This is a genomic window from Paenibacillus diazotrophicus (genome assembly GCF_042610465.1).
On record NZ_JBGJZN010000009.1, the window covers coordinates 182,953 to 203,084 of the forward strand.

The following is a 20,132-nucleotide window of genomic DNA, read 5'->3' on the forward strand; positions in this document are numbered from 1 at the left end:
CTGCGGCTCTTGCAGCTTGTCTGCTGAGAGGGATGTTTTTTGCGGGAGAGATGTATCCGTTTCTTACGGTGTGGTTTGTATGTTGCGGGATTCTTTTTGCTTCGGGGCTAGCTGTAGTTGAACTACGCAAGCGGACCAATGGGACAGTCCGAATATTCGAGATCCCCACGGGGAATCATGCGGCTCTGATTCTGCTGGTCTGCCCGCTGGCGCTGTTTGTTCTATATGCATGGGCAGGGCTGCGGAATCCCATATCTGCGCAGGGGACCCTGGATGAGCTGCTCCGCTGGGGATTTTATGCTTCTTTTGCCATATTGGCCTATGTCTGTGCAGGATACCGGCAGGGAGCCCGGCTTCTCGCGGCGATATGGCATGTAACAGGAATGGCCGTCAGCTTAAGCGCTTTGCTTGCGGTATGCGCGGGGATGAGGCTTCCCTATGCAGTAATGTATACTTCAGCAGCTGAGATTAGCGCCACAGGGGCCAGGCTGGCAGGCCTGCTTCAATATCCGAATACGTTTGGCGCGGTGATGGCTGTTTTTCTGCTGGAGCGTCTATTTGCCGCTGCTCCCTTGGTGGAACGGGCTGACCTCAAGTCAGCAGCGGTAGATCATTCTGCAGCCACTGGAATGTATGGCTGGGCATCTGCGTTTAGGGAATGGAGTGGTGGACACGGGAAAAGGTTAAGGGGCGCGGTGCTGGGTATTCATAATTGTGGCGAAAGGAGCGGGATAAGGGAGTGGGGGGAGGGTCGGAAAAGTAGTGAAGGCAGCGGAATGTGCGGGGTTGCGGGCGGGCGACAGCTGCTTCGCACGCTGCCGCTATTCCCCTATGCAGCCGCGCTGCTCCTCAGCGAGTCGCGCGGCGCGTGGTTGACCGCGGCTTTGGCCGGCGCCGCGGTCCTGCTCTGGAAGCGGCAGCTCTGCGCGCCGCTTCTGCTTGCCGGCGCCGCGCCCATGGCTGCTGCGGCGCTGTTGTACCGCCAGCTGGCCCGTGCCGGGCTGGCGGTGGAGCCTGCCCCCGGCCTGCTGCTGCTGGCCGGGCTGTGGAGCGCCGCCTTGCTTGGCGGCGCTTGGCTGTGCTGCCGCCGGCTAGACGCGGCAGGCAGGGGCTGGGCCGCCAGCGCAGCTCTGGCGGCGGTGTTGTGGACGGCGGCGGGCAGCGCCGTCCTACTGCAGGTACGCGAGCGGATCACCGGACCGTCCTCGACGGTCGCCGCTCGCGGACTGCTCTACCGCGATGCCTGGAAGCTCGCGGCAGAGGCGCCCTGGCTGGGGCGTGGAGGCGGGACTTGGCGGAGCTCGTATCTCGCCGCCCAGTCCCGCCCCTATGTGGGCAGCCAGGTGCACAGTGGCTACCTCGACCTCCTGCTGAACCTGGGAGGTGTCGGCCTTGCCATACTCCTGCTGCTGCTTGTGGCAGCAGGATGGCTGGTGGCAGCAGCATCACCAAGGCNGCCAGGTGCACAGTGGCTACCTCGACCTCCTGCTGAACCTGGGAGGTGTCGGCCTTGCCATACTCCTGCTGCTGCTTGTGGCAGCAGGATGGCTGGTGGCAGCAGCATCACCAAGGCTGCTGCCGTCTCTGCTGGCGCTTGCTTTGCACAGCGCCGTCGATTTTGACTGGAGCTATGGCCTCATGTGGCTGCTGCTGTTCCTGCTGCCGGCGCTTGCCCGGGCCCGGAAGCTGTACAGTATGGCCGAAGGCGAACCGCCGGCTTCCCCCGCATCCGCCAAATTGCCACTGGCATTTGCCAAGTTGTCTTCCGTTACCGGCAGACCGATAAGATCTGCTTCATTGATGAAGTTCATACCAGCATCGGCCAACTCTCTACCTGATGAATTGCTCCCGGAGCTTTCGCCAATCCCCCCCAAGACCAAGCCCAGTCGTTTATGCTTTACGAAGCTGGTTTACCTGTGGCGGATTGCATCATTAACACTGGTTTGCGGTACCGCTCTGGCACTTTCCATTCTTTCCTTTCAAGCCATGAAGGGGGAAACGTTATATATGCAGGCGGTTAATTCTGCACACAGTAAGGACAAGATTTCCCTGCTGCGGCAATCTTTGCAGTGGAACCCGCGCAATCCCATAACAGCAGCTGTTTTATCCCGGATGCTTCCCGGGAATGAGGGACGTGACCTGCTTTTGGAAAGTCTGAACTACTCTCCAGCGAACGCGCTTTTGAACTGGGAACTGGCCAAGCGGGCCCTGGGAGGTAATCATCCGGGATTAGCATTATACGGGGTACGGAGAAGTCAGCAACTGGATAATTTTAATGCGTCCAAACGTATAGAGGCAGCTGAAGGAATGCTGGCCATGAGTGTTCGGACACTCCGCGGGGGGGACGGGCTGAGCGCGAGCCGGAGTGCAGAAGCCGGACTGGAGCTGCTGAGGCAGTACCGCCTGTTGGCGCAGCGGGAGGGTAGCAAGGGAATGCAGCACAATGACCGCCGGTTCGGCAATGGGGAAGAAGCCGCAGGTCTATACCTGCGGCTAAGTGAAGCGCGTTCTGAAGCAAGGCATTACCTGATCGCAAGCCGTCTGTAAGCCGCCGGGACATAACGGGCCTCAAGCCTTTTACTTGTTAAATGAAGCAGATACCTTATCGTTTTCTTTGAGCGACAGGAGTGCATCGGATGTTATCCGGATGGCACTCTCTAAGAGCTTGAAGCTTTGTTTTATACCCTGCTGCGTGAAGAGATCAGCCACGAATACGCAAGCGGCAGGAGGATGACCATCACCAGTGCTGCAATAATCATACTGATGGATAAGCTTTTGGGTAAAAATGCCCCCAGCACCATCAACAGACCGCCGATCATCCAGATCCTTCCTGAGAAACGGTGGGTCTTCCGCCATACCTCCGGGCTGGCCAGCGTCCAGGCTGTGCGGATACCCGTGAAATAGTTGTCCCGGATCTGGGGCATAAAGTTGCCGACCACAACAAATAGCAAACCCAGAGCGATCATAGCGATTTTGCCGGCAGGAATACTCTGATCCAGACCATAGGAGACAATTAGTATGAGCATGATATCACACAATGCCGCAATCGCCAGACGGATCATTTTATAGGCGTTTTGAAATTTACTGTAATTCTCCCGCTTGGGGTCGATAGTGCGGATGAATTGCATCGCCAGCGGGAAGATAAGGCCCATAAAGCCTGTCAGAGCGATGATGGAGCCTTTGCTCCAGTACCTGTTGACCTCACCGTTAATACTGAATTGGGCAGGCAACTGGTCAGGCAGCTTGCTGTAATTGGCCAGGGCATAACCCAGGGAGAGAACTCCCAGGATGACAATCATCGTGTCCTGCCACTTCCACTTGAAATCCTTCATTTCAATCGGCCTCCTTATTATCTTTATTCTGTTTGGGCTTGGACTCCGTGCGGTTTGGCGTTTCACGCTCATTTCCCGTACCTGTGAACTCAAGGAACCAGCCTAGCACCTCTTCCAGCACAGTCGTATCAAGCGAATACAGAATAAATTGTCCTTGACGTTCGTCCTGCACCAGTCCGGCATGTTTCAAGGCGTTAAGATGATGGGAGATACTAGGTTTTGACATGTTAAAATAATCGGCGATTTCCCCGGCAGTACGGTCCTTTTCCTTAAGCAGCCGCAGAATCTGCCTACGGGTCGGATCAGCCAGAGCTTTGAAGGATTCGTTCATCATTCACCTGGCCTTTCGATATTTAAATAATTATCTAAATGTATAATATTTCTTTCAGGATAAAAATGTCAATGCGTTTTTTCATTCCTGATGCACCTGATTGATTTCATACCAGCAAGGTTTTCAGTTTTCCTTAAGTAGAAGTCGTAAGCCTGCATATGCTAGAATAGGCTAGGAGAAGCTGGGTACATAGAGTGGAATCGTCAGGAAAGCGAATTCCGCGAATAAAACGGGAGGAGGAGCTGCACTTGCACGTTATTTCTGATCTGATCTCGCAGTTGTTTGAATGGATTCAGAGTCTTGGGTATTTCGGGATTATGATCGGGCTTATGATTGAGATTATCCCAAGTGAAATTGTACTGGCCTTTGGCGGCTATCTGGTCTCGCAAGGGGAGATTAATTATTTTGGGGCGGTTCTCTTCGGTACAGTAGGCGGAGTTGTGGCCCAAATATTTGTGTACTGGATTGGCCGTTATGGCGGCAGGCCCGTCCTGGAGAAATACGGGAAGTACATTTTTATTAAGAAAAAGCATATTGACCATTCCGAAGAATGGTTCAATAAATACGGCACGGGTGTTATCTTCACAGCCAGGTTTATTCCGGTTGTGCGCCATGCCATATCCGTTCCTGCCGGAATCTCGCGCATGTCGCTGGGCAAGTTCACCTTGCTGACTACGCTTGCTGTAATTCCGTGGAGTGCGCTGTTTGTCTATCTAGGATATACGCTCGGCGACAAATGGGAGACGATTGATGAAGTAGCTGCCCAGTATACGAATGAGCTGATTCTTGCGGCCCTTGCAATTATTGTTATATACTTCCTGTTTAAATGGTACAAATCCAAGAAGAAAGGTAGTGCAGTATGAAGCAGAATGTAGCCCCTAAATTCGGTCAGGGCCTTACTCCGCGCCAGTTCGTGGAAGGCATGACGAAGAACCAGCAGGCATTTGAATCCTGGTACGAGAAGTTTGTCTGGGAAGATGCGGACGACCGGGATTACTTTGAAAGTTTGAACCACAGGGACGATCTGCGGGTACTGATACTGGCTGCGGATTGGTGTGGAGATGTGGTTCGCAATGTGCCGGTTGTATTCCGTATTCTCGAAACGGCAGGGATCAAAACCGAAGTGCTGATTTTGGAAGAAAATCAGGATCTGATGGATGATTTTCTGACCATGGGCGGCAGATCTGTGCCGATCGTGATTTTTGCTGATACAGGCGGTTATGTGCTGGGTCATTGGGGTCCCCGTCCAGAGCATGTACAGTCGCTGATGAGGGAGTTTAAGCAAGAGAATCCTGACCGGGAAGCGTCTGACTATGAGAGCAAAATCGCCGAAGTCCGCAAGGCGATGGGTCAAGCTTACGGGGAAGGAACGGAATCACACGCAGTAATTGCCAAAGAGCTGCGCAGCCTGATCTCCGGATTCTAAGAACCGATGCTAAATATTCGTTCATATAATTTGGGATCGCTGCAGACGAATGCTTATTTGCTTACCGGAGCGGATCCCGGACGCGGCATTATTATTGATCCCGGCGCCAATCCTGCAGCCCTTCTGCGCGCAGTCCAGGGAATGGAGATTGAAGCTGTTCTCCTCACCCATGCCCACTTTGATCATATAGCCGGGCTTGATGAGATACGCAAAGCCAAGCAATGTCCGGTATACCTGCACCCGCTGGAGAGTGATTGGCTGGGCAGTCCCAAGCTGAATGGGTCGCTGATGTGGCCGGATGTCACACCGCCTATCAGCACGGAACCAGCCGAGTATGATCTGGCTGAAGGCCAGGTACTGAATCTTCTGGGCCTTACCTTCAAGGTAATGCATACGCCCGGACATTCTCCCGGAAGTGTCAGTTTTCTTTGCGGAAATGATCTCTTTTCCGGAGATGTACTCTTCAAGCTGGGAGTGGGACGTACCGATTTGCCTGGAGGCCGGGAGCGGGATCTTATCGATTCCATCCGGGGCAAATTATACCTGCTGGATGAGGAAGTTCGGGTATTTCCCGGCCATGGGCCACGGACATCGATCGGCTTTGAACGGCTTCGTAATCCTTATGTCCCAATGTAGTCATCTGTAAATCGACAATAAGCGGCAAAATACTAATGGACAAGAGGCTACAAAGTTGCTACAATATTGTTAATTAAATGTAATATTTAACCTCGCGAAGCACGCAGACTGTGGAATAATCCCGGTTTGCGTTCTTTTTTTTGTCTATTTTTACGGGAAAAGGGTATTAGGGGGCGGAATCCGATGAAAATAATTGAACAGGAAACCCATACAGGGGAACTATATGCTGTACCAGCTTCGTTTACTGAAACACAGGATAAGAAGGAATGTCTCTTCTGGAGCTTCCCACACGGCAAGGGTGTGATTCAGCCCTGGCGGCGGAGATTGTGGGAGCTGCAAAATAATTCGGACCACGAATGAACGATTCGCTCTACATATTCGTATTACATAGGAATGAATGATACAGATGGAGGAGCAGATGAGCGACGGGACGCACGATAGGATCATCAGAGCGCAGCAAGGGGATACTTCCGCGCTGGCTGTGCTTCTGCGGGATCATTATGCCTTTCTCTACAAATATCTGATCAAAGCAACCATGGATCCTTCGCTTGCGGAAGAACTTGCCCAGGACACCATGGTCCGCTGCATGGAGAAGATTGCTGCCTATAACGGAGCCTCTTCTTTTACCTCATGGCTGATCACGATTGCTACCCGGCTGTATATTGACAAGAAGCGCCGCTGGAAGCTGGAGAAGCAATGGAAACAGCAGGAAGAGGGAGTGCGGTCCATCCGGTGGCGTTTTGAGAGCCGGAACCTGGAGTGGAGCGAGGTGCTTGATGCACTCTCACGTCTGACTTCCGCTCAGCGCATGGCAGTGTTGCTCAAGCATTATTACGGTTATGGGTATGAAGAGATTGCTGATATTCTGCAGATTCCATCAGGTACTGCCAAATCAAGGGTAGCATCAGGGTTACATCAACTGCGAAAGGAGCTGAGTGATGATGAAGATGGAGAAGAATGAAGAACTGCTTCGGATACTATCGTCAGACCTGGCGCTGCTGGACGCACAGTATGATGATATATCCCCACCATCCTTGCCCGGATTGGAGCAGCTGATCGTTAATGAGGCACTCCGCAGGCAACATCAGAGCCGCAGGGAGTTTCAGAGATTCCTGCTTGTGGGTCTGCTTCTGGTAAGTGTTGTCCTGTTTGGTTTGGGATTTGCTCCAGTAACGTATTGGATCCTGCAGGCAGCATTCCCGGTTGCCGCACTTTGCACCTTTGCAGTTATGCGGCTGAGGCTTCGGCGGGAGGACACTGAAGAGTGAAGGAACTACAGGATGTGCCTTATTGGTTGTGGGGTTGTCTGGCTGTGGTACTGCTGCTGCAGGGTACTCTGCTCTTTCGGGATGCGGCGAAACGCGGAAAAGGCAAAATGGCCTGGTTCTGGGGATTATGGGGGTTAACCGGATTTCCTACACCACTCCTGTGTTATCTGCTGTTTGTAGTTTATTCTGACCGGAGGAAAGAGAATAGGAAGCATTGATCAACCGGACAGTGGTTCCGGGGAAGTTTTTGAAGGGTGAGTGTAATCATGGATGAGATCAAATGGGGGTTAATATGGCCGCTGCTTGCATTGCAGGCACTGCTGGCTGTAATCGGCTTGATTTCTTTGGCCAAGGCAGAACGGACAAGGGGACCTAAGTGGCTGTGGGTTATAATATTGATTTTTGGGAATCTTCTCGGCAGTGTGGCCTATTTTACAGTCGGAAGGAAAGAAAGCTGATGCCTCTGCTAAGGGTTTCCAATTTACGCAAAGTCTATGGACAGCATTCCTCTGTGGATGGAATCTCTTTTGATATTGAAGCAGGAAGATGTGTGGCTTTACTGGGCCCTAATGGTGCAGGAAAGACGACGACCCTGCGTATGCTGGCCGGCTTGTTGCAGCCTACTTCGGGATCGGTTTCCTTTGAGGGTGGTAAGGTAATGGATTACCGCAGTTTGCTTGGTTATTTACCCCAATCTCCGGCATTTTACAGTTGGATGAGCGGGCAGGAGTATGTTGTGTTTGCAGCGAAGCTTTGCGGTATTGCTTCGAGGGAGGCGGGTAGACTCGCAGCGGATGTTCTGGAAAAGGTAGGACTGAAGGATGCTTGCCGGCGCAAGATCGCTGGATATTCCGGCGGGATGAAACAGCGGCTTGGTCTGGCACAGGCGCTGGTTCATCGTCCCCGGCTGCTGCTTCTGGATGAGCCGGTTTCTGCCCTGGATCCTATTGGACGCCGGGAAGTGATAGAGCTGTTACGGGGAATACGGGAGGAGACCACAATTATTTTTTCTACTCATGTCCTGCATGACGCCGAAGAAATATGTGATGATATTATCCTGATGAACCATGGTTTAATAGCAGAACAGGGAGCACTGTCCAGGCTGCGTTCACAGTACAGCCTGCCCGTAATCAGATTGAGTACAGGAATGGAGGAGAAGGCACTGATATGGCTTCAGGGTCTTGCACACAGATCATTTGTTGAACAGTCAATGATCACCTCCGGATCCGCCACTCTGAATGTCACTGATATGGAACTGGCGCGCCGTACCATTCTTCATGAAGCCGCAGGCCAGGACATTCCGTTACTACAGTTTGAAGCGGGCTCCTCCACCCTGGAGGACTTGTTCATGAAGGTGGTGGGAGTATGAGGAGACTTTGGACGCTATACCAGAAAGAGCTGTTGGAGGCCTTGCGCAGCTATAAGCTGATCTGGGTCCCTGTGGTATTTATTATTCTTGGTATTATGCAGCCGCTCACAACCTATTACATGCCCGAAATTCTCAAAGCTTCCGGGAATGTGCCACCAGGAATGTTGGAGAGCTATGAGATGCCGGGAGCGGCTGTGGTAATGGCTCAGACTCTTGGACAATATGGTACTATCGGCATGCTGATCCTTGTGCTGGGTGTGATGAACAGTCTTGCTGGTGAGCGGAGCGGAGGGACTCTGGAAATGCTGCTGGTCAAGCCGGTAACCCCGGTAACCATCGTCTCAGCTAAATGGGCTGCCCAGTTGACCACTCTGATGATTTCCCTTGGACTGGGTGTAGCAGGTGCGGCCTACTATACGGAACAATTGATAGGGGCTCTTTCCTGGAGCAGACTCTGGGCGGGGGCCGGACTGTATGGGCTGTGGCTGCTGTGCGCAGTCTCACTGACGCTGCTCTTCAGCGCATGGCTGCGTGGACCAGCGGCTGCTTTTCTTGGCCTGGGGGCAGCAGCGGCAATGACGCTCGCGCATAGTCTGCTGCCTTCGCAGTTAGGTTGGACACCAGCGGCTCTATCCGCCCAGTCAGCTCTAATTATTACGGAAGGAAGCTTCGGTGCCTGGTGGCCTGCTTTTTCTGCAGGTATTCTGATTGTGGTATGCATTACTGCAGCTTCTCTCCTTATGGGCAGGAATAAACTGCCTGAGTAATGAAAATGCAAAATTTGACGAATTTAATCGATTTTTAGAATGTTATCTGCAAAAAAACGGCTGAACCCGCTTCCTGGTGCTAGACAGCTCTATCTTTTTTTAGTAGACTGTTGGAACAAGTAAGAGTTATGAAAGATTCCAGGTCAGGAGGTAGGGCGATGCTGCGTTTAGGTGAGAAGATTGTCATTGTCGCGGACGCTTTCGAGCAGAGTCTTCCTATCGGGGACTATGGCTACCTGATTGCTTATGACCGTAATCCCGACAATGCTTTTGATTACGTCATCCGTGTTCCACAAGCCAACAGAAATTTCTATGTTACAGCTGAGGATGTCGAGACGGAAGAGCAGTTGCTGGCGGCTCAGGCTGAGAGTGCAACACATGAAGCATTAATAGATTATGCTTTGTCCACGCATAATGAGAAGCTGTTTCATCATTTGATGAACGGCGAAGAAGTAGAAGCAGTTGAGACAGAGACAACCACTAAGGAAAGCCTGTCCCAGGCGGATTTCATCAAACAGGTGAACCTCCGTGCTTGGATTTAAGAAAAGCCGGCGCAAGCCGGTTTTTTTGTATCCTGCTCATCTATGAGGATTTAGGATCTGGAATTCCATGATGTATTTATGCTTAATTAGTTTCATTTAACGGGAACGCCCAGTGTTAATGGTTGGAGGTCAGGCCGGGGAACGTTCTCACCGAGTCCAACCGTTTATCCGGCTCCCCCTTAAGGAGTGTCCCAAGCATTACATGGCTTGTGTGACATTCCTTTTTCAATTGTATTAGCCCTGAAACGATAAGCAGATTGAATTGTAGAGGCTTCTACAATATAATTAACACGTTATCCGGGCGCTTTAGCCCTTTAAACAGGAGGGATATTCGAATGAGCATTACCGTCAATGATGTGCAGCACGTGGCCAAGCTTGCCCGCCTGCATCTAAGCCCGGAAGAAGAGGCGAAACTTACTGAACAGATGAATGCTATTTTACAATATGCTGAGAAGCTGAACGAGTTGGATACAGATCACGTACAACCGACCACCCATGTACTACAGGTCAGCAATGTCATGCGTGATGATGTAGTGAAGGAGAGCTTGTCTCAAGATGAAGCGCTGCTTAACGCACCTGAAGACGAAGACGGGCACTTCAAGGTTCCCGCAGTTCTCGAATAACTATAGCGAAAGGAGGAAGAATGTTGAGCCTATTTCAATATCGATTGCCTGAATTACATAATATGCTGCATGCCAAAGAGATTTCAGTTAGCGAACTGACTGAAGAATCCCTGGCTGCCATTGCGGAGCGCGACGGTAAAGTGCATGCATTTTTGACTTTAAATGAAGAGGGAGCCCGGACTTCAGCCCGTGCGCTGGATGATAAGCTGGCTTCTGGAGCAGCCCGTGGACTGCTCTTTGGTCTTCCTGCCGGAATTAAGGACAATATTGTTACCAAGGGGCTGCGCACTACCTGTGCCAGTCAATTCCTCTCCAATTTTCAGCCGGTTTATGATGCCACTGTCGTCTCCAAGCTGCGCCAGGCAGATGCCGTTACAATCGGCAAGCTGAATATGGACGAGTTCGCCATGGGCGGCTCCAATGAGAATTCTTCTTTCGGCCCGGTCCGCAACCCTTGGGATTTGGAACGTGTTCCCGGCGGCTCCAGCGGCGGATCTGCAGCAGCAGTGGCTGCCGGAGAAGTACTGTTTGCCCTCGGTTCCGACACTGGCGGTTCCATACGTCAGCCTGCATCGTACTGTGGAGTAGTGGGCCTTAAGCCTACTTATGGCCTGGTTTCACGTTACGGGCTTGTTGCGTTTGCTTCTTCACTGGACCAGATTGGTCCGATTACCCGCAATGTAGAGGACTCGGCTTATGTGCTTCAGGCCATTGCCGGCTACGATGCTCAAGACTCGACCTCGGCCAAAGTTGATATTCCTGATTATCTCAGCTCCCTCACAGGCGATATCTCCGGACTGAGGATTGCTGTGCCGAAGGAGTATATCGGTGAAGGCGTAGATGCTTCTGTCCGTGAGACCGTTCTGTCCGCCCTAAAAGTGCTGGAAGGCCTTGGCGCGGTGTGGGAGGAAGTATCATTGCCGCATACAGAATATGCAGTTGCTACTTACTATCTGCTTTCTTCTTCGGAAGCTTCCTCCAACCTGGCGCGTTTTGATGGTGTTCGCTACGGGGTACGAGCCGATGATGGGGGAGGTTTGCTTGATCTGTATCACAATTCCCGGAGTCAAGGCTTTGGAGCCGAGGTTAAGCGCCGGATTATGCTAGGTACGTATGCACTGAGCTCCGGATATTATGACGCTTATTATTTGAAAGCCCAGAAGGTGCGGACCCTGATTAAACAGGACTTTGATGAAATTTTCCAAAAGTACGATGTAGTCATCGGGCCGACTGCACCAACGACAGCCTTCAAACTCGGAACACAGACAGAAGATCCGCTTACAATGTATCTGAATGATATTTTGACGATTCCTGTTAGCCTCGCCGGCATTCCTGCCGTCAGTATTCCTTGTGGTTTTGCTGAAGGACTGCCTGTCGGCCTGCAAATTATCGGTAAAGAATTTGATGAGAGTACAGTTCTGCGGGTTGCACATGCCTACGAACAGCATACGGATCATCACAAGCAGCTTCCGCAGCTGTAATTGCAGCACAAAACTTTTAAGGGAATGAGAATAGATATGGCTAAATACGAAACGGTCATCGGACTGGAAGTTCATGTGGAGCTTCATACCAAGTCCAAAATCTTCTGCGGCTGCTCTACGGAATTCGGAGCCCCGCCTAATACACATACCTGCCCTGTCTGTCTTGGCCATCCCGGTGTCCTGCCGGTATTGAACCGCCAGGCAGTGGAATATGCAATGAAAGCAGCCATGGCACTGAACTGTACAATTGGTGATGTCAGCAAATTTGACCGCAAAAACTACTTCTATCCCGATTCACCGAAAGCTTACCAGATTTCACAATATGACCAGCCTATCGGCCTGAACGGCTGGATAGATATTGAGGTCAACGGAGAGACCAAGCGGATCGGTATCACCCGTCTGCATCTTGAAGAAGACGCGGGTAAGCTCACTCACGTTGATGGCGGTTTTGCTTCATTGGTCGACTTTAACCGTGTAGGAACACCTCTTATTGAGATTGTCTCGGAGCCGGATTTGCGCTCACCTGAGGAGGCTCGTGCCTATCTCGAAAAAATCCGCGCGATTATGCAGTATTGCGACGTATCCGATGTGAAGATGGAAGAGGGCTCGATGCGCTGTGATGCCAATATCAGCCTGCGGCCGGAAGGACAGGAGGAGTTCGGCATCCGCGCAGAACTTAAGAATATGAACTCCTTCCGCGGTGTTCTCCGGGGTCTTGAGTATGAGCAATTCCGTCAGGGAGAGATTCTGGATGATGGCGGTATTGTAATTCAGGAGACCCGCCGCTGGGATGAAGCTCAGGGCAAGACCTTGTCCATGCGGGGTAAGGAAGAAGCTCATGATTATCGGTACTTTCCGGATCCTGACCTGATTGTGCTGCATATTGATGGTGCCTGGAAAGAATCCATCCGCTCTACCATTCCGGAACTGCCTGATGCACGGCAGAGCCGTTATAGTGAGGAATATGGCCTTACCGCCTACGATGCGGGTGTTCTGACTTCCTCCAAGCCGTTGGCTGATTTCTTCGAAGGCAGCCTTGCTTTTACGAAGGATGCCAAAGCGGTTGCCAACTGGATGATGGGGGATTTGCTGGCATATCTGAACGGTGGCGGGCTGGAGCTGTCACAGGTAAAGATCACGCCGCAAGGATTGGGTGAGATGATTGGTCTGATTGCTCAAGGAACTATTAGCAGTAAAATTGCCAAAACGGTCTTCAAGGAGATGCTGGAGAGCGGGAAGCTCCCGGCTGCCATCGTTGAAGAGAAGGGCCTCGTTCAAATCAGTGATGAGGGAGCAATCAAGCAGATCGTTGAAGCGGTTGTAGCTGCCAATCCCCAGTCCGTTGAGGACTATAAGGCCGGCAAACAAAAGGCGATAGGCTTCCTTGTAGGCCAGGTTATGAAAGAAAGCAAAGGAAAAGCGAATCCAGGCCTTGTAAACACGTTGCTCGCTGAAGTACTGAACGGCTGAGCGTATCCACTTTCAGGGTAATATATCTACATTAGAAGCATAAGCGCTAGGGCTTGTCGGCAACGGCAGGCCTTTCGCGGCATATAAGGGGAATGTGCGCATGAACAAAATAATCAAGCTGGATCTTCAGGACGGGGATACACTAAGTGAGGTGTGGAGCCTTCAACACAAGGCATACAGGCTGGAGGCTGAGATTATAGGGTTCCATGAAATCCCGCCGCTACTGGAGACCAGAGACATGCTGAGCCGCTCTGAAGAGCTGTTTTATGGCAGGTTCGACGATTATGGGGATTTGATGGGGGCTGTTGCCGTCCTGGAAGAATCGCCGGGTAAGCTGACAGTGACCCGAATGATGGTGAATCCTGATTTTTTCCGCCTGGGGGTGGCGGGTAATCTTTTAGAGTATATCTTTGATCTATACCGGGGCATGGAACAATTTATCGTCTCTACAGGCAAGCTTAATATTCCGGCTGTTACACTCTATACCAAATATGATTTTGTTCCAGTCGCAGTAGAAGAGGTAGCACCTGGAGTAGAGTTAATTGAATTTCACCGGAACGGACGGCTTTGATGAACAATAACCATAGTCTCGATGACAGGAGGAGTCCCACAATGAGTCCCGAGCACAATGATTCTGCTATGCTTCCCAACAGTGAGGCGGGGGAGCATAGTTCTGCCGTACAGGCAGGAGACGTCGTGCAGGAGCAGAAACAGCCTTTAATTCCCCCGCGCCTGAAGCGCCGTCCCCGCCGCAAACGCAAATTCATTGCCGGACTTTTGGCAGCGCTTATCCCTGGCACGGGTCATATCTACTTCGGGCTGCTTCGTAAAGGCATTGCTTTTATTTTCATTATTCTGCTGGATATCGCTGCGCTGATCTACTTCTCATCGATTGGCATGCAGATTAATGTTCCCCTCTTAATTCTGTTGGCTTTGATGATCCCAGTGTTGTATTTCTACAATGTGTTCGATGTGCTGCAGTCTGCAGACCGTATTTTACGTTTGCCTGAAGAGTTGGATCCTGAAATGCCGGCTCTCCCTGAATCGAATGGAAAACGTCGCCGTCTGGTTACAGAGCCTGGGATTTCATTTGGACTAATGCTGCTGCTGGGCGGAACATTACTGTTCCTGTTTCGGCAAAAACCAGCATGGCTGCAAAACTTCATTGAGCATCATGCTAGTGTAACGGTTGCAGCGCTCCTGGCAGTTTGTGGAATAGGGCTTGCCGTTCGGGAGATCGCCAAAAGCCTCTCCTGGCAGAATGGCAATGAACGGAGAAGCCGGAGAGTGGGCAGGTACACGGCTTCTATATTGCTGATAACGGTTGGAGTTCTGTTATTTCTGGACTGGAGAAACGGAACCGATAATATGCTGCTTCTATTGAAATGGTGGCCACTCGTAGTGGTACTTTGGGGATTGGAGTATCTGCTCATTTACTTCTCTGCCCGGCAGTATGGACAAGCTCGGAATCGGGCCCGCTCACGAATGGATTTGCGCGGACTGCTATCCGCTGTCATTCTCGCAGCGAGTGTGTTTATGGTCTCACAACAGGAGCATTATCTCCATCTATGGAACAGGGTGAGTCTTAATTTGACCGTTGCGGCTGTGGATTACGGGGAAGCCAAGGGAAGCAAGTTCGAGAAAGCTCCGCTTGTAGTTCCAGTTGAACTGGGGACTTCCAAAATCACTGTGGATGGCATCAATGGGGATATTCTGGTTCATCGTGCACCTGTAGAAGACATCGAAATTGCAACAACCGTTTGGGTTGATCAGCTGGAAGGGGCGGTTGCAGAGGCTATCTCTGAACAGTCCTTTGTAGAAGTGACGGAAGGCGCCACAATCACGATCACTCCTAAGAGCAAGGCATATGGAGATTCCGGCAAGCGTCAGCCGCGGATGGACCTGGACATCTCCTTACCTGAAGACCGCCGGTTTAATCTGCAGATACGTACGATGAATGGCGGCATTACCTTGCAGAATGTGGAGGCTATCGAAAATATTAACCTGGAGACCGGAAACGGATCATTAATTCTCCACCGTATTTTTGGCGATGTCAAAGGAAAGACGCTGAATGGTGCGGTTCGTGCCAGAACAGTTCAGGGAACAGTGGATTTGACGACAAACGGCGGGGATATAGCTGCCTGGGCTGTATCGGGGGCTCTCAAGCTTTCAACAGCGGTGGGCAATATTTCGGCTGTAGATAACGGAGACGAGATGGACCTGTCCAGCAAGAATGGTAACCTGGAGATTAGTGGGGCCAGATCTAAGCTTCATGCCGAATCCCTTAATGGTAAAATTGAGGTTCGGTCTCCCGACTTCGGAGGGAACTGGGATATCTATAGCGCAGTAGGTGATATTGATCTGTATCTGCCTATGTCCGGGAACTTCACCATGGATGGCTCCAGTGGTTATGGGGACATTATTTCCGATATACCCGAGTTGACTATTGACAAAAAAAACATCTCTGGAGAAGTAGGTACGGGTGAGTATAAAGTGCATGTCGAAGGAAACAGCAACCTAAATGTGAGGAAATATTGAAATAAGTAATTTTTATTATATAATAATGAATATAATATACTGACTGCGTTGACAACATTGAAAGTCCGGTCTTACAATTACTTTAGAGTTATTATGTTCTTTACTAAAAGGCGGTGGCATGGATGGGTAGTGGCGTACAGCATGCATTGGAACAATTAAAGACAACCGGTGTCCGTATTACGCCCCAGCGTCATGCGATTCTTTCGTACTTGATGGAAGCAATGAATCATCCTACGGCGGATGATATTTACCGGGCCCTTGAGCCTCAGTTTCCGAGCATGAGTGTGGCGACGGTTTACAATAACCTCAAGATGTTCATGGAAGCAGGAATGGTCCGGGAGCTGACCTACGGTGATAACTCCAGCCGTTTTGATGCTAATGTATCAGATCATTATCATGTAATCTGCCAGGAATGCGGCAAGATTGAGGATTTCAGCTATTCATCGCTGCATGAGGTGGAACTTCGTGCCGAGCAGGCGACAGGGTTCAAAATTCATGGTTTACGTATGGAACTATACGGTGTCTGCCAATGCTGCACTGGGGAAACACATTCAATCTAAATGGTTAGAAATTCACTAACGTGAGGAATCCGGTATCGGAGTCCTCACGTTTTTTCAAGTTGATAAAGACACTCTTTATGCGTTCCTATCAATTAAGCCCAGCCCTTCCAGCAGATTTGCGCAACCAAGGAGTCTCAGATAGCGTATACTTAAGATTGGTCCATCGCATTCTAATTCTACTAGTGATCTGGAGGTACATTTTTTTGAATACAAGACAGAGACAGAGACGCGGCAAGAAACGCGGAGGTCTTTTTCGCCGTTTATTTGCACTTGTTATCATCGCTGCCGCAGCTTATTGGGTAATTTTCTATGTATTGCCGAACCGACTGCACATCGATCCTGATTGGAAAGGGTTGAAAAAACCTATTTTCGTCAAAGGGGAGCTTACTGACTATTCCGCTTCAGGAACCGGAGACACTCTGCTTTTGCCGCTTCCGCTACTGCAGAAATATGTAGACTCTTCCATCCGCTATGAAGAGGAGACCAAGTCAGTTATCTTATCGACAGACAATGAACTTTTATATATGCAAGAAAATACAACTGCCGCCAGTCTGAACAACAAACCGCTTCAGCTTCGTTTGGCCCCGGAAGATAAGAACGGAGTAACCTACCTGCCAGCAGACACACTTGAAAACCTGTATGGTTTTGAGGTGGAAGAGGATAAGGATACGGGAGCTGTTCTTTTGATGACTGCCGGAGAAACCGTCCCGCTTGGTACAGTCAAGGGTGAAGAAGGCGATAAAACAAAAGCTCTACGCAGTAAAGCGACCATTCATGCTCCAATTATTGCCGACATGCCCCCTGGAACTGAGGTAAGAATCTGGAACTCGGACAACAAAGAATGGCTGTATGTACAGATGACCAGCGGATTCACGGGCTACGTCAAGGCAAGTGATATTATCAGGGATGGAGAAAAGAAAGTCGGTGCAAAACCGGTTACTCCTTCGCGGGCAGAACGCAGCTGGAAAGGCAAGCCAGTGAATCTGTTCTGGGAGGCTGTATACGATCGAAAGCCCAACCCTTCTAAGTTCGGTGATCTTCCTGGGGTTAATGTTGTCAGTCCTACCTGGTTCGAAATTGTTGATCCTGCAGGCAACGTGCGTAGCAAAGCTGACGGCGCCTATGTTCAGTGGGCACATAAGCAAGGGATGGAGGTTTGGGGGCTGCTGACCAACAGCTTTAATGCAGATCTTACCACAGAGGCACTCTCTAATTATGAGAAACGGATGAATACCATCGTACAGATGCTGGAGTATGCCGATCTTTATGGCCTGGATGGGATAAATATCGACTTTGAAAATGTCTACACCAAAGATGGAGAGAATGTTACTCAATTCATGCGGGAACTGAAGCCCATGGCCCAGGCCAAAAATCTCATTGTCTCCATGGATGTAACTCCAAAATCGAACAGTGAGATGTGGTCACTCTTTTTGGACCGCAGAGCGCTTAGTGCCGTTACGGACTTCCTGATTGTTATGGCTTATGATGAACATTGGGCATCCAGTCCTACTGCAGGTTCTGTTGCTTCATTGCCATGGGTTGAGAGTTCTGTAAGCCGTATCCTGGAGGAGGACGATGTTCCGGCTGAGAAGCTGATACTGGGTATTCCTCTATATACCCGTATTTGGTCCGAAACTACTGTGAACGGAAAAACCAAAGTTAGTTCCAAAGCCGTCAGTATGAATGCCGTCCAGGAAATTCTAGCCGAGAAGAAGCTGACCCCAGTGCTTGATAAGAGTACAGGACAGAATTATGTGGAGTACACGGAAGACGGAGTTCTTCGGAAGATATGGATAGAAGACAAGGTTTCGTTAAAAGCGAGGGTCGAACTGGCCCAGACTTTTGCGCTCGGAGGCATTGGTTCCTGGAACCGGAGCTTTGCCGTACCGGAAGCATGGGAAACGTTGCAGAAGATCAATGAATAGATTATGGCAGACATAGAACAGGGGTTCCTTAAGGAACCCCTGTTTTTAATGTTTGAGCTGCTGTCCTTCAAGCTGCTCCGCGGTGATCGTTGCATGAGCAGGGTCCATCGTAAGGATAGTATGACAGAACATACATCGGTCCGTTTTACCCAGCATTTTGGTCAGCTTGCGGCATTCAGGACATTCCACCTGAACTGCACTCGTTGAAAGCATGCCTGCCCAAAAATAGATCGCCAGACTGGCCATCATAGAGATCAAACCAATGACAAGGCCAATTGCGGCAACAACCTTTCCGGCCGAACCCCAGAATACAATACCCGCTGTTCCCAGGATCATTAGACCCATTCCGAGCATAGTAAGCAACAGCCCCCAAGTGCGAAAAGCATTGATTTTAGCCGATTTAAACTTCATGAGTATTTGCTCCTAACTGAAATATAGTTCGGTTCTCCAGGAGGAACTGATTTGACTATGTAGAATATTAATATTTAAGAGAATTATAACTGACAGACGCAAATTCGCCAAATTTGATGGAGGGAAGTATGGAACTATCCAATTTGACCTTATTTAGTGGAGAAACATTTGACGAAAACGTTCTTGGCGCTGTAGCTCTTCATCAGACAGGCAATGCTCCGTTTCAGAGCGCGCTTCTTCATGATTTTGATGTGGTGGTGCTAATGCTCCATGAGGAGCAAGAGAAGGAACGTATTATTACTCACACGATAGCCGGAGAGCGACGTACACAGTCAGTGCATGTTGGTCTTTCTGCTCTTGAAAGAGCGGTTATGGCTGGGGATAACAATGAGCTTCTTACCAGTCTGATAGCGGGTGATGTCATCTGGGACCCTAAGGGAATTCTAGGCGAAATGCGCCGGGAGATTATCCAGTTTCAGGGACCCCTTAAGGAACGCATACTGTTTATGGAGTTCTCCAGGTTTCTGCATATGTACGTGAAATCCAAGCGGTACATGGAAGCAGGTTTCACTATGGATGCCTATAACTGTGTATTGATTGCTTTGTACCATTGGGCGCGGTTAGAAGTTAGTGAAGCGGGATGTTTTCCTGATCCTGCAGTATGGGAGCAAGTTAAAGGCCTCAATTCATCCGTTCATAAGCTATACGAAGAACTGACTGTCAGTACTGAGACACTGAATCAGAGAGTGGAGCTTATTCTGCTGGCCTGCGAATTTGCCATTATGTCCAAGATGTCGGATTGCTGTACCATACTTTTGAATATTCTCGGCAGCCGCAAGGAACCCTGGAGTATAAAAGAACTCCTTCAGCATTCAGGGCTTAGCCAGCTTGGCGCGGAACTGCCTTTGGTGCTTCGCAAGCTTGTATCCCGTTCACAGATTAGGGAGATTGCTTCTTGGGCTGAGGATACCAGAGATGGCCACACCGTACGTTATACCTTGTAAATATAAAAGAAAATCACAATAGATTAAGGAGAGGCAATTTGCTCTCTTTTTTTGTTGATTTCTTTTTTGCATCAGATGAGCAATATAGGGGATATTTATAGTTGACTCTTATGATGATGTTGTGTTAAATTATAACTCGTCCCTCTGACGCAGGTGAGTAGCTTCAAAACATGCGTAAGATAACCGAAAAAGAAAAATCAAAAAAAGGTTGACTAAATTGAGGGCGCTGTGATATATTATAAAGGTCGCTGCTGACAAGCAACGATGGAGAAAAAAGAGAACTTGATCTTTGAAAACTGAACAACGAGTGAGTGGGATTTCACGCAAGTGAGATCCAAAATAGAGAATGCAAATTCTCGTCAGGTGTTTCAAAATGAGCAATCGCTCTTTCTAAATACCAATTTGGAGAGTTTGATCCTGGCTCAGGACGAACGCTGGCGGCGTGCCTA

General features: G+C 50.1%; 24 protein-coding genes. 21 read left to right on the top strand and 3 right to left on the bottom strand.

Features of this window, described 5'->3' with window-relative positions:
• Positions 1–956 precede the first annotated feature (956 nt).
• Entirely contained in the window at positions 957–1,622 is a 666-nt protein-coding gene (locus tag ACAN54_RS29930; protein ID WP_489685753.1) for an O-antigen ligase family protein, read from the top strand.
• Positions 1,552–2,547: a hypothetical protein gene (locus ACAN54_RS26915; RefSeq protein ID WP_379162959.1), complete on the top strand. Its 996-nt coding sequence runs from the start codon at positions 1,552–1,554 to the stop codon at positions 2,545–2,547. The genes ACAN54_RS29930 and ACAN54_RS26915 overlap by 71 nt, the downstream gene beginning before the upstream one ends.
• Positions 2,548–2,678: 131 nt before the next feature.
• Here the strand turns inward: ACAN54_RS26915 and ACAN54_RS26920 are convergent, their stop codons facing one another.
• Together ACAN54_RS26920 and ACAN54_RS26925 are read right to left on the bottom strand one after the other, a co-directional pair.
• Positions 2,679–3,332 carry an SdpI family protein gene (locus ACAN54_RS26920; RefSeq protein ID WP_379162962.1) on the bottom strand — a complete coding sequence of 218 codons (654 nt, stop codon included), beginning with the start codon at positions 3,330–3,332 and terminating at the stop codon, positions 2,679–2,681.
• Position 3,333: 1 nt separating this feature from the next.
• Complete coding sequence (locus ACAN54_RS26925) at positions 3,334–3,663, bottom strand: autorepressor SdpR family transcription factor (RefSeq protein ID WP_379163043.1); 330 nt, start codon at positions 3,661–3,663, stop codon at positions 3,334–3,336.
• Positions 3,664–3,911: 248 nt separating this feature from the next.
• Between ACAN54_RS26925 and uptA the strand changes: the two genes are divergently transcribed.
• The 18 genes from uptA (at position 3,912) to ACAN54_RS27015 (ending at position 18,268) form a co-directional block, all read left to right on the top strand.
• On the top strand, positions 3,912–4,526 hold the full coding sequence (uptA, locus tag ACAN54_RS26930) for an undecaprenyl phosphate transporter UptA (protein WP_379162965.1): 615 nt from the start codon (positions 3,912–3,914) through the stop codon (positions 4,524–4,526).
• Positions 4,523–5,089, top strand: a complete 567-nt coding sequence (locus tag ACAN54_RS26935) for a thioredoxin family protein (protein WP_379162968.1) — start codon at positions 4,523–4,525, stop codon at positions 5,087–5,089. Before uptA ends, ACAN54_RS26935 begins: the two co-directional genes overlap by 4 nt.
• A 6-nt stretch (positions 5,090–5,095) precedes the next feature.
• Positions 5,096–5,725: an MBL fold metallo-hydrolase gene (locus ACAN54_RS26940; protein WP_379162971.1), complete on the top strand. Its 630-nt coding sequence runs from the start codon at positions 5,096–5,098 to the stop codon at positions 5,723–5,725.
• Between the two features lie 183 nt (positions 5,726–5,908).
• Complete coding sequence (locus ACAN54_RS26945; protein WP_379162974.1) at positions 5,909–6,085, top strand: hypothetical protein; 177 nt, start codon at positions 5,909–5,911, stop codon at positions 6,083–6,085.
• A gap of 58 nt (positions 6,086–6,143) precedes the next feature.
• A complete protein-coding gene (gene sigY, locus ACAN54_RS26950; RefSeq protein WP_379162977.1) occupies positions 6,144–6,686 on the top strand; it encodes an RNA polymerase sigma factor SigY in 543 nt (180 codons plus the stop codon).
• The gene (locus ACAN54_RS26955; protein ID WP_379162980.1) at positions 6,667–6,993 is read left to right on the top strand and encodes a DUF5345 family protein; all 327 of its coding nucleotides are present in this window, start codon (positions 6,667–6,669) and stop codon (positions 6,991–6,993) included. Before sigY ends, ACAN54_RS26955 begins: the two co-directional genes overlap by 20 nt.
• A complete protein-coding gene (locus ACAN54_RS26960) occupies positions 6,990–7,211 on the top strand; it encodes a hypothetical protein (protein WP_379162983.1) in 222 nt (73 codons plus the stop codon). The genes ACAN54_RS26955 and ACAN54_RS26960 overlap by 4 nt, the downstream gene beginning before the upstream one ends.
• 48 nt (positions 7,212–7,259) lie before the next feature.
• Positions 7,260–7,451: a PLD nuclease N-terminal domain-containing protein gene (locus tag ACAN54_RS26965; RefSeq protein WP_379162986.1), complete on the top strand. Its 192-nt coding sequence runs from the start codon at positions 7,260–7,262 to the stop codon at positions 7,449–7,451.
• Positions 7,451–8,362, top strand: a complete 912-nt coding sequence (locus ACAN54_RS26970) for an ABC transporter ATP-binding protein (RefSeq protein ID WP_379162988.1) — start codon at positions 7,451–7,453, stop codon at positions 8,360–8,362. Before ACAN54_RS26965 ends, ACAN54_RS26970 begins: the two co-directional genes overlap by 1 nt.
• On the top strand, positions 8,359–9,129 hold the full coding sequence (locus tag ACAN54_RS26975) for an ABC transporter permease (RefSeq protein ID WP_379162991.1): 771 nt from the start codon (positions 8,359–8,361) through the stop codon (positions 9,127–9,129). The genes ACAN54_RS26970 and ACAN54_RS26975 overlap by 4 nt, the downstream gene beginning before the upstream one ends.
• Before the next feature lie 158 nt (positions 9,130–9,287).
• Positions 9,288–9,671: an ATPase gene (locus ACAN54_RS26980; RefSeq protein ID WP_379162994.1), complete on the top strand. Its 384-nt coding sequence runs from the start codon at positions 9,288–9,290 to the stop codon at positions 9,669–9,671.
• 335 nt (positions 9,672–10,006) lie between these two features.
• Complete coding sequence (gene gatC / locus ACAN54_RS26985; protein WP_379162997.1) at positions 10,007–10,294, top strand: Asp-tRNA(Asn)/Glu-tRNA(Gln) amidotransferase subunit GatC; 288 nt, start codon at positions 10,007–10,009, stop codon at positions 10,292–10,294.
• Positions 10,295–10,317: 23 nt separating this feature from the next.
• The gene (gene gatA / locus ACAN54_RS26990; protein ID WP_379163000.1) at positions 10,318–11,775 is read left to right on the top strand and encodes an Asp-tRNA(Asn)/Glu-tRNA(Gln) amidotransferase subunit GatA; all 1,458 of its coding nucleotides are present in this window, start codon (positions 10,318–10,320) and stop codon (positions 11,773–11,775) included.
• Between the two features lie 24 nt (positions 11,776–11,799).
• On the top strand, positions 11,800–13,245 hold the full coding sequence (gatB, locus tag ACAN54_RS26995; RefSeq protein ID WP_379163003.1) for an Asp-tRNA(Asn)/Glu-tRNA(Gln) amidotransferase subunit GatB: 1,446 nt from the start codon (positions 11,800–11,802) through the stop codon (positions 13,243–13,245).
• A gap of 100 nt (positions 13,246–13,345) precedes the next feature.
• A complete protein-coding gene (locus ACAN54_RS27000) occupies positions 13,346–13,816 on the top strand; it encodes a GNAT family N-acetyltransferase (protein WP_379163006.1) in 471 nt (156 codons plus the stop codon).
• A gap of 41 nt (positions 13,817–13,857) precedes the next feature.
• Positions 13,858–15,783, top strand: coding sequence for a DUF4097 family beta strand repeat-containing protein (locus ACAN54_RS27005; RefSeq protein WP_379163009.1), 1,926 nt, complete (start codon positions 13,858–13,860; stop codon positions 15,781–15,783).
• Between the two features lie 122 nt (positions 15,784–15,905).
• Positions 15,906–16,343 carry a peroxide-responsive transcriptional repressor PerR gene (gene perR, locus ACAN54_RS27010; RefSeq protein WP_379163011.1) on the top strand — a complete coding sequence of 146 codons (438 nt, stop codon included), beginning with the start codon at positions 15,906–15,908 and terminating at the stop codon, positions 16,341–16,343.
• Between the two features lie 203 nt (positions 16,344–16,546).
• The gene (locus tag ACAN54_RS27015; protein WP_379163014.1) at positions 16,547–18,268 is read left to right on the top strand and encodes a glycosyl hydrolase family 18 protein; all 1,722 of its coding nucleotides are present in this window, start codon (positions 16,547–16,549) and stop codon (positions 18,266–18,268) included.
• Between the two features lie 45 nt (positions 18,269–18,313).
• On the opposite strand, the gene ACAN54_RS27020 is transcribed toward ACAN54_RS27015, so the two are convergent.
• Positions 18,314–18,679: a DUF2614 family zinc ribbon-containing protein gene (locus tag ACAN54_RS27020; protein WP_379163017.1), complete on the bottom strand. Its 366-nt coding sequence runs from the start codon at positions 18,677–18,679 to the stop codon at positions 18,314–18,316.
• A 128-nt stretch (positions 18,680–18,807) separates the two neighbouring features.
• Here ACAN54_RS27020 and ACAN54_RS27025 point away from each other — a divergent pair, with 128 nt between their 5' ends.
• Positions 18,808–19,683 (top strand): nucleotidyltransferase-like protein, encoded by an 876-nt coding sequence (locus tag ACAN54_RS27025; protein WP_379163020.1) that lies wholly within the window; start codon positions 18,808–18,810, stop codon positions 19,681–19,683.
• Positions 19,684–20,132: the final 449 nt, after the last annotated feature.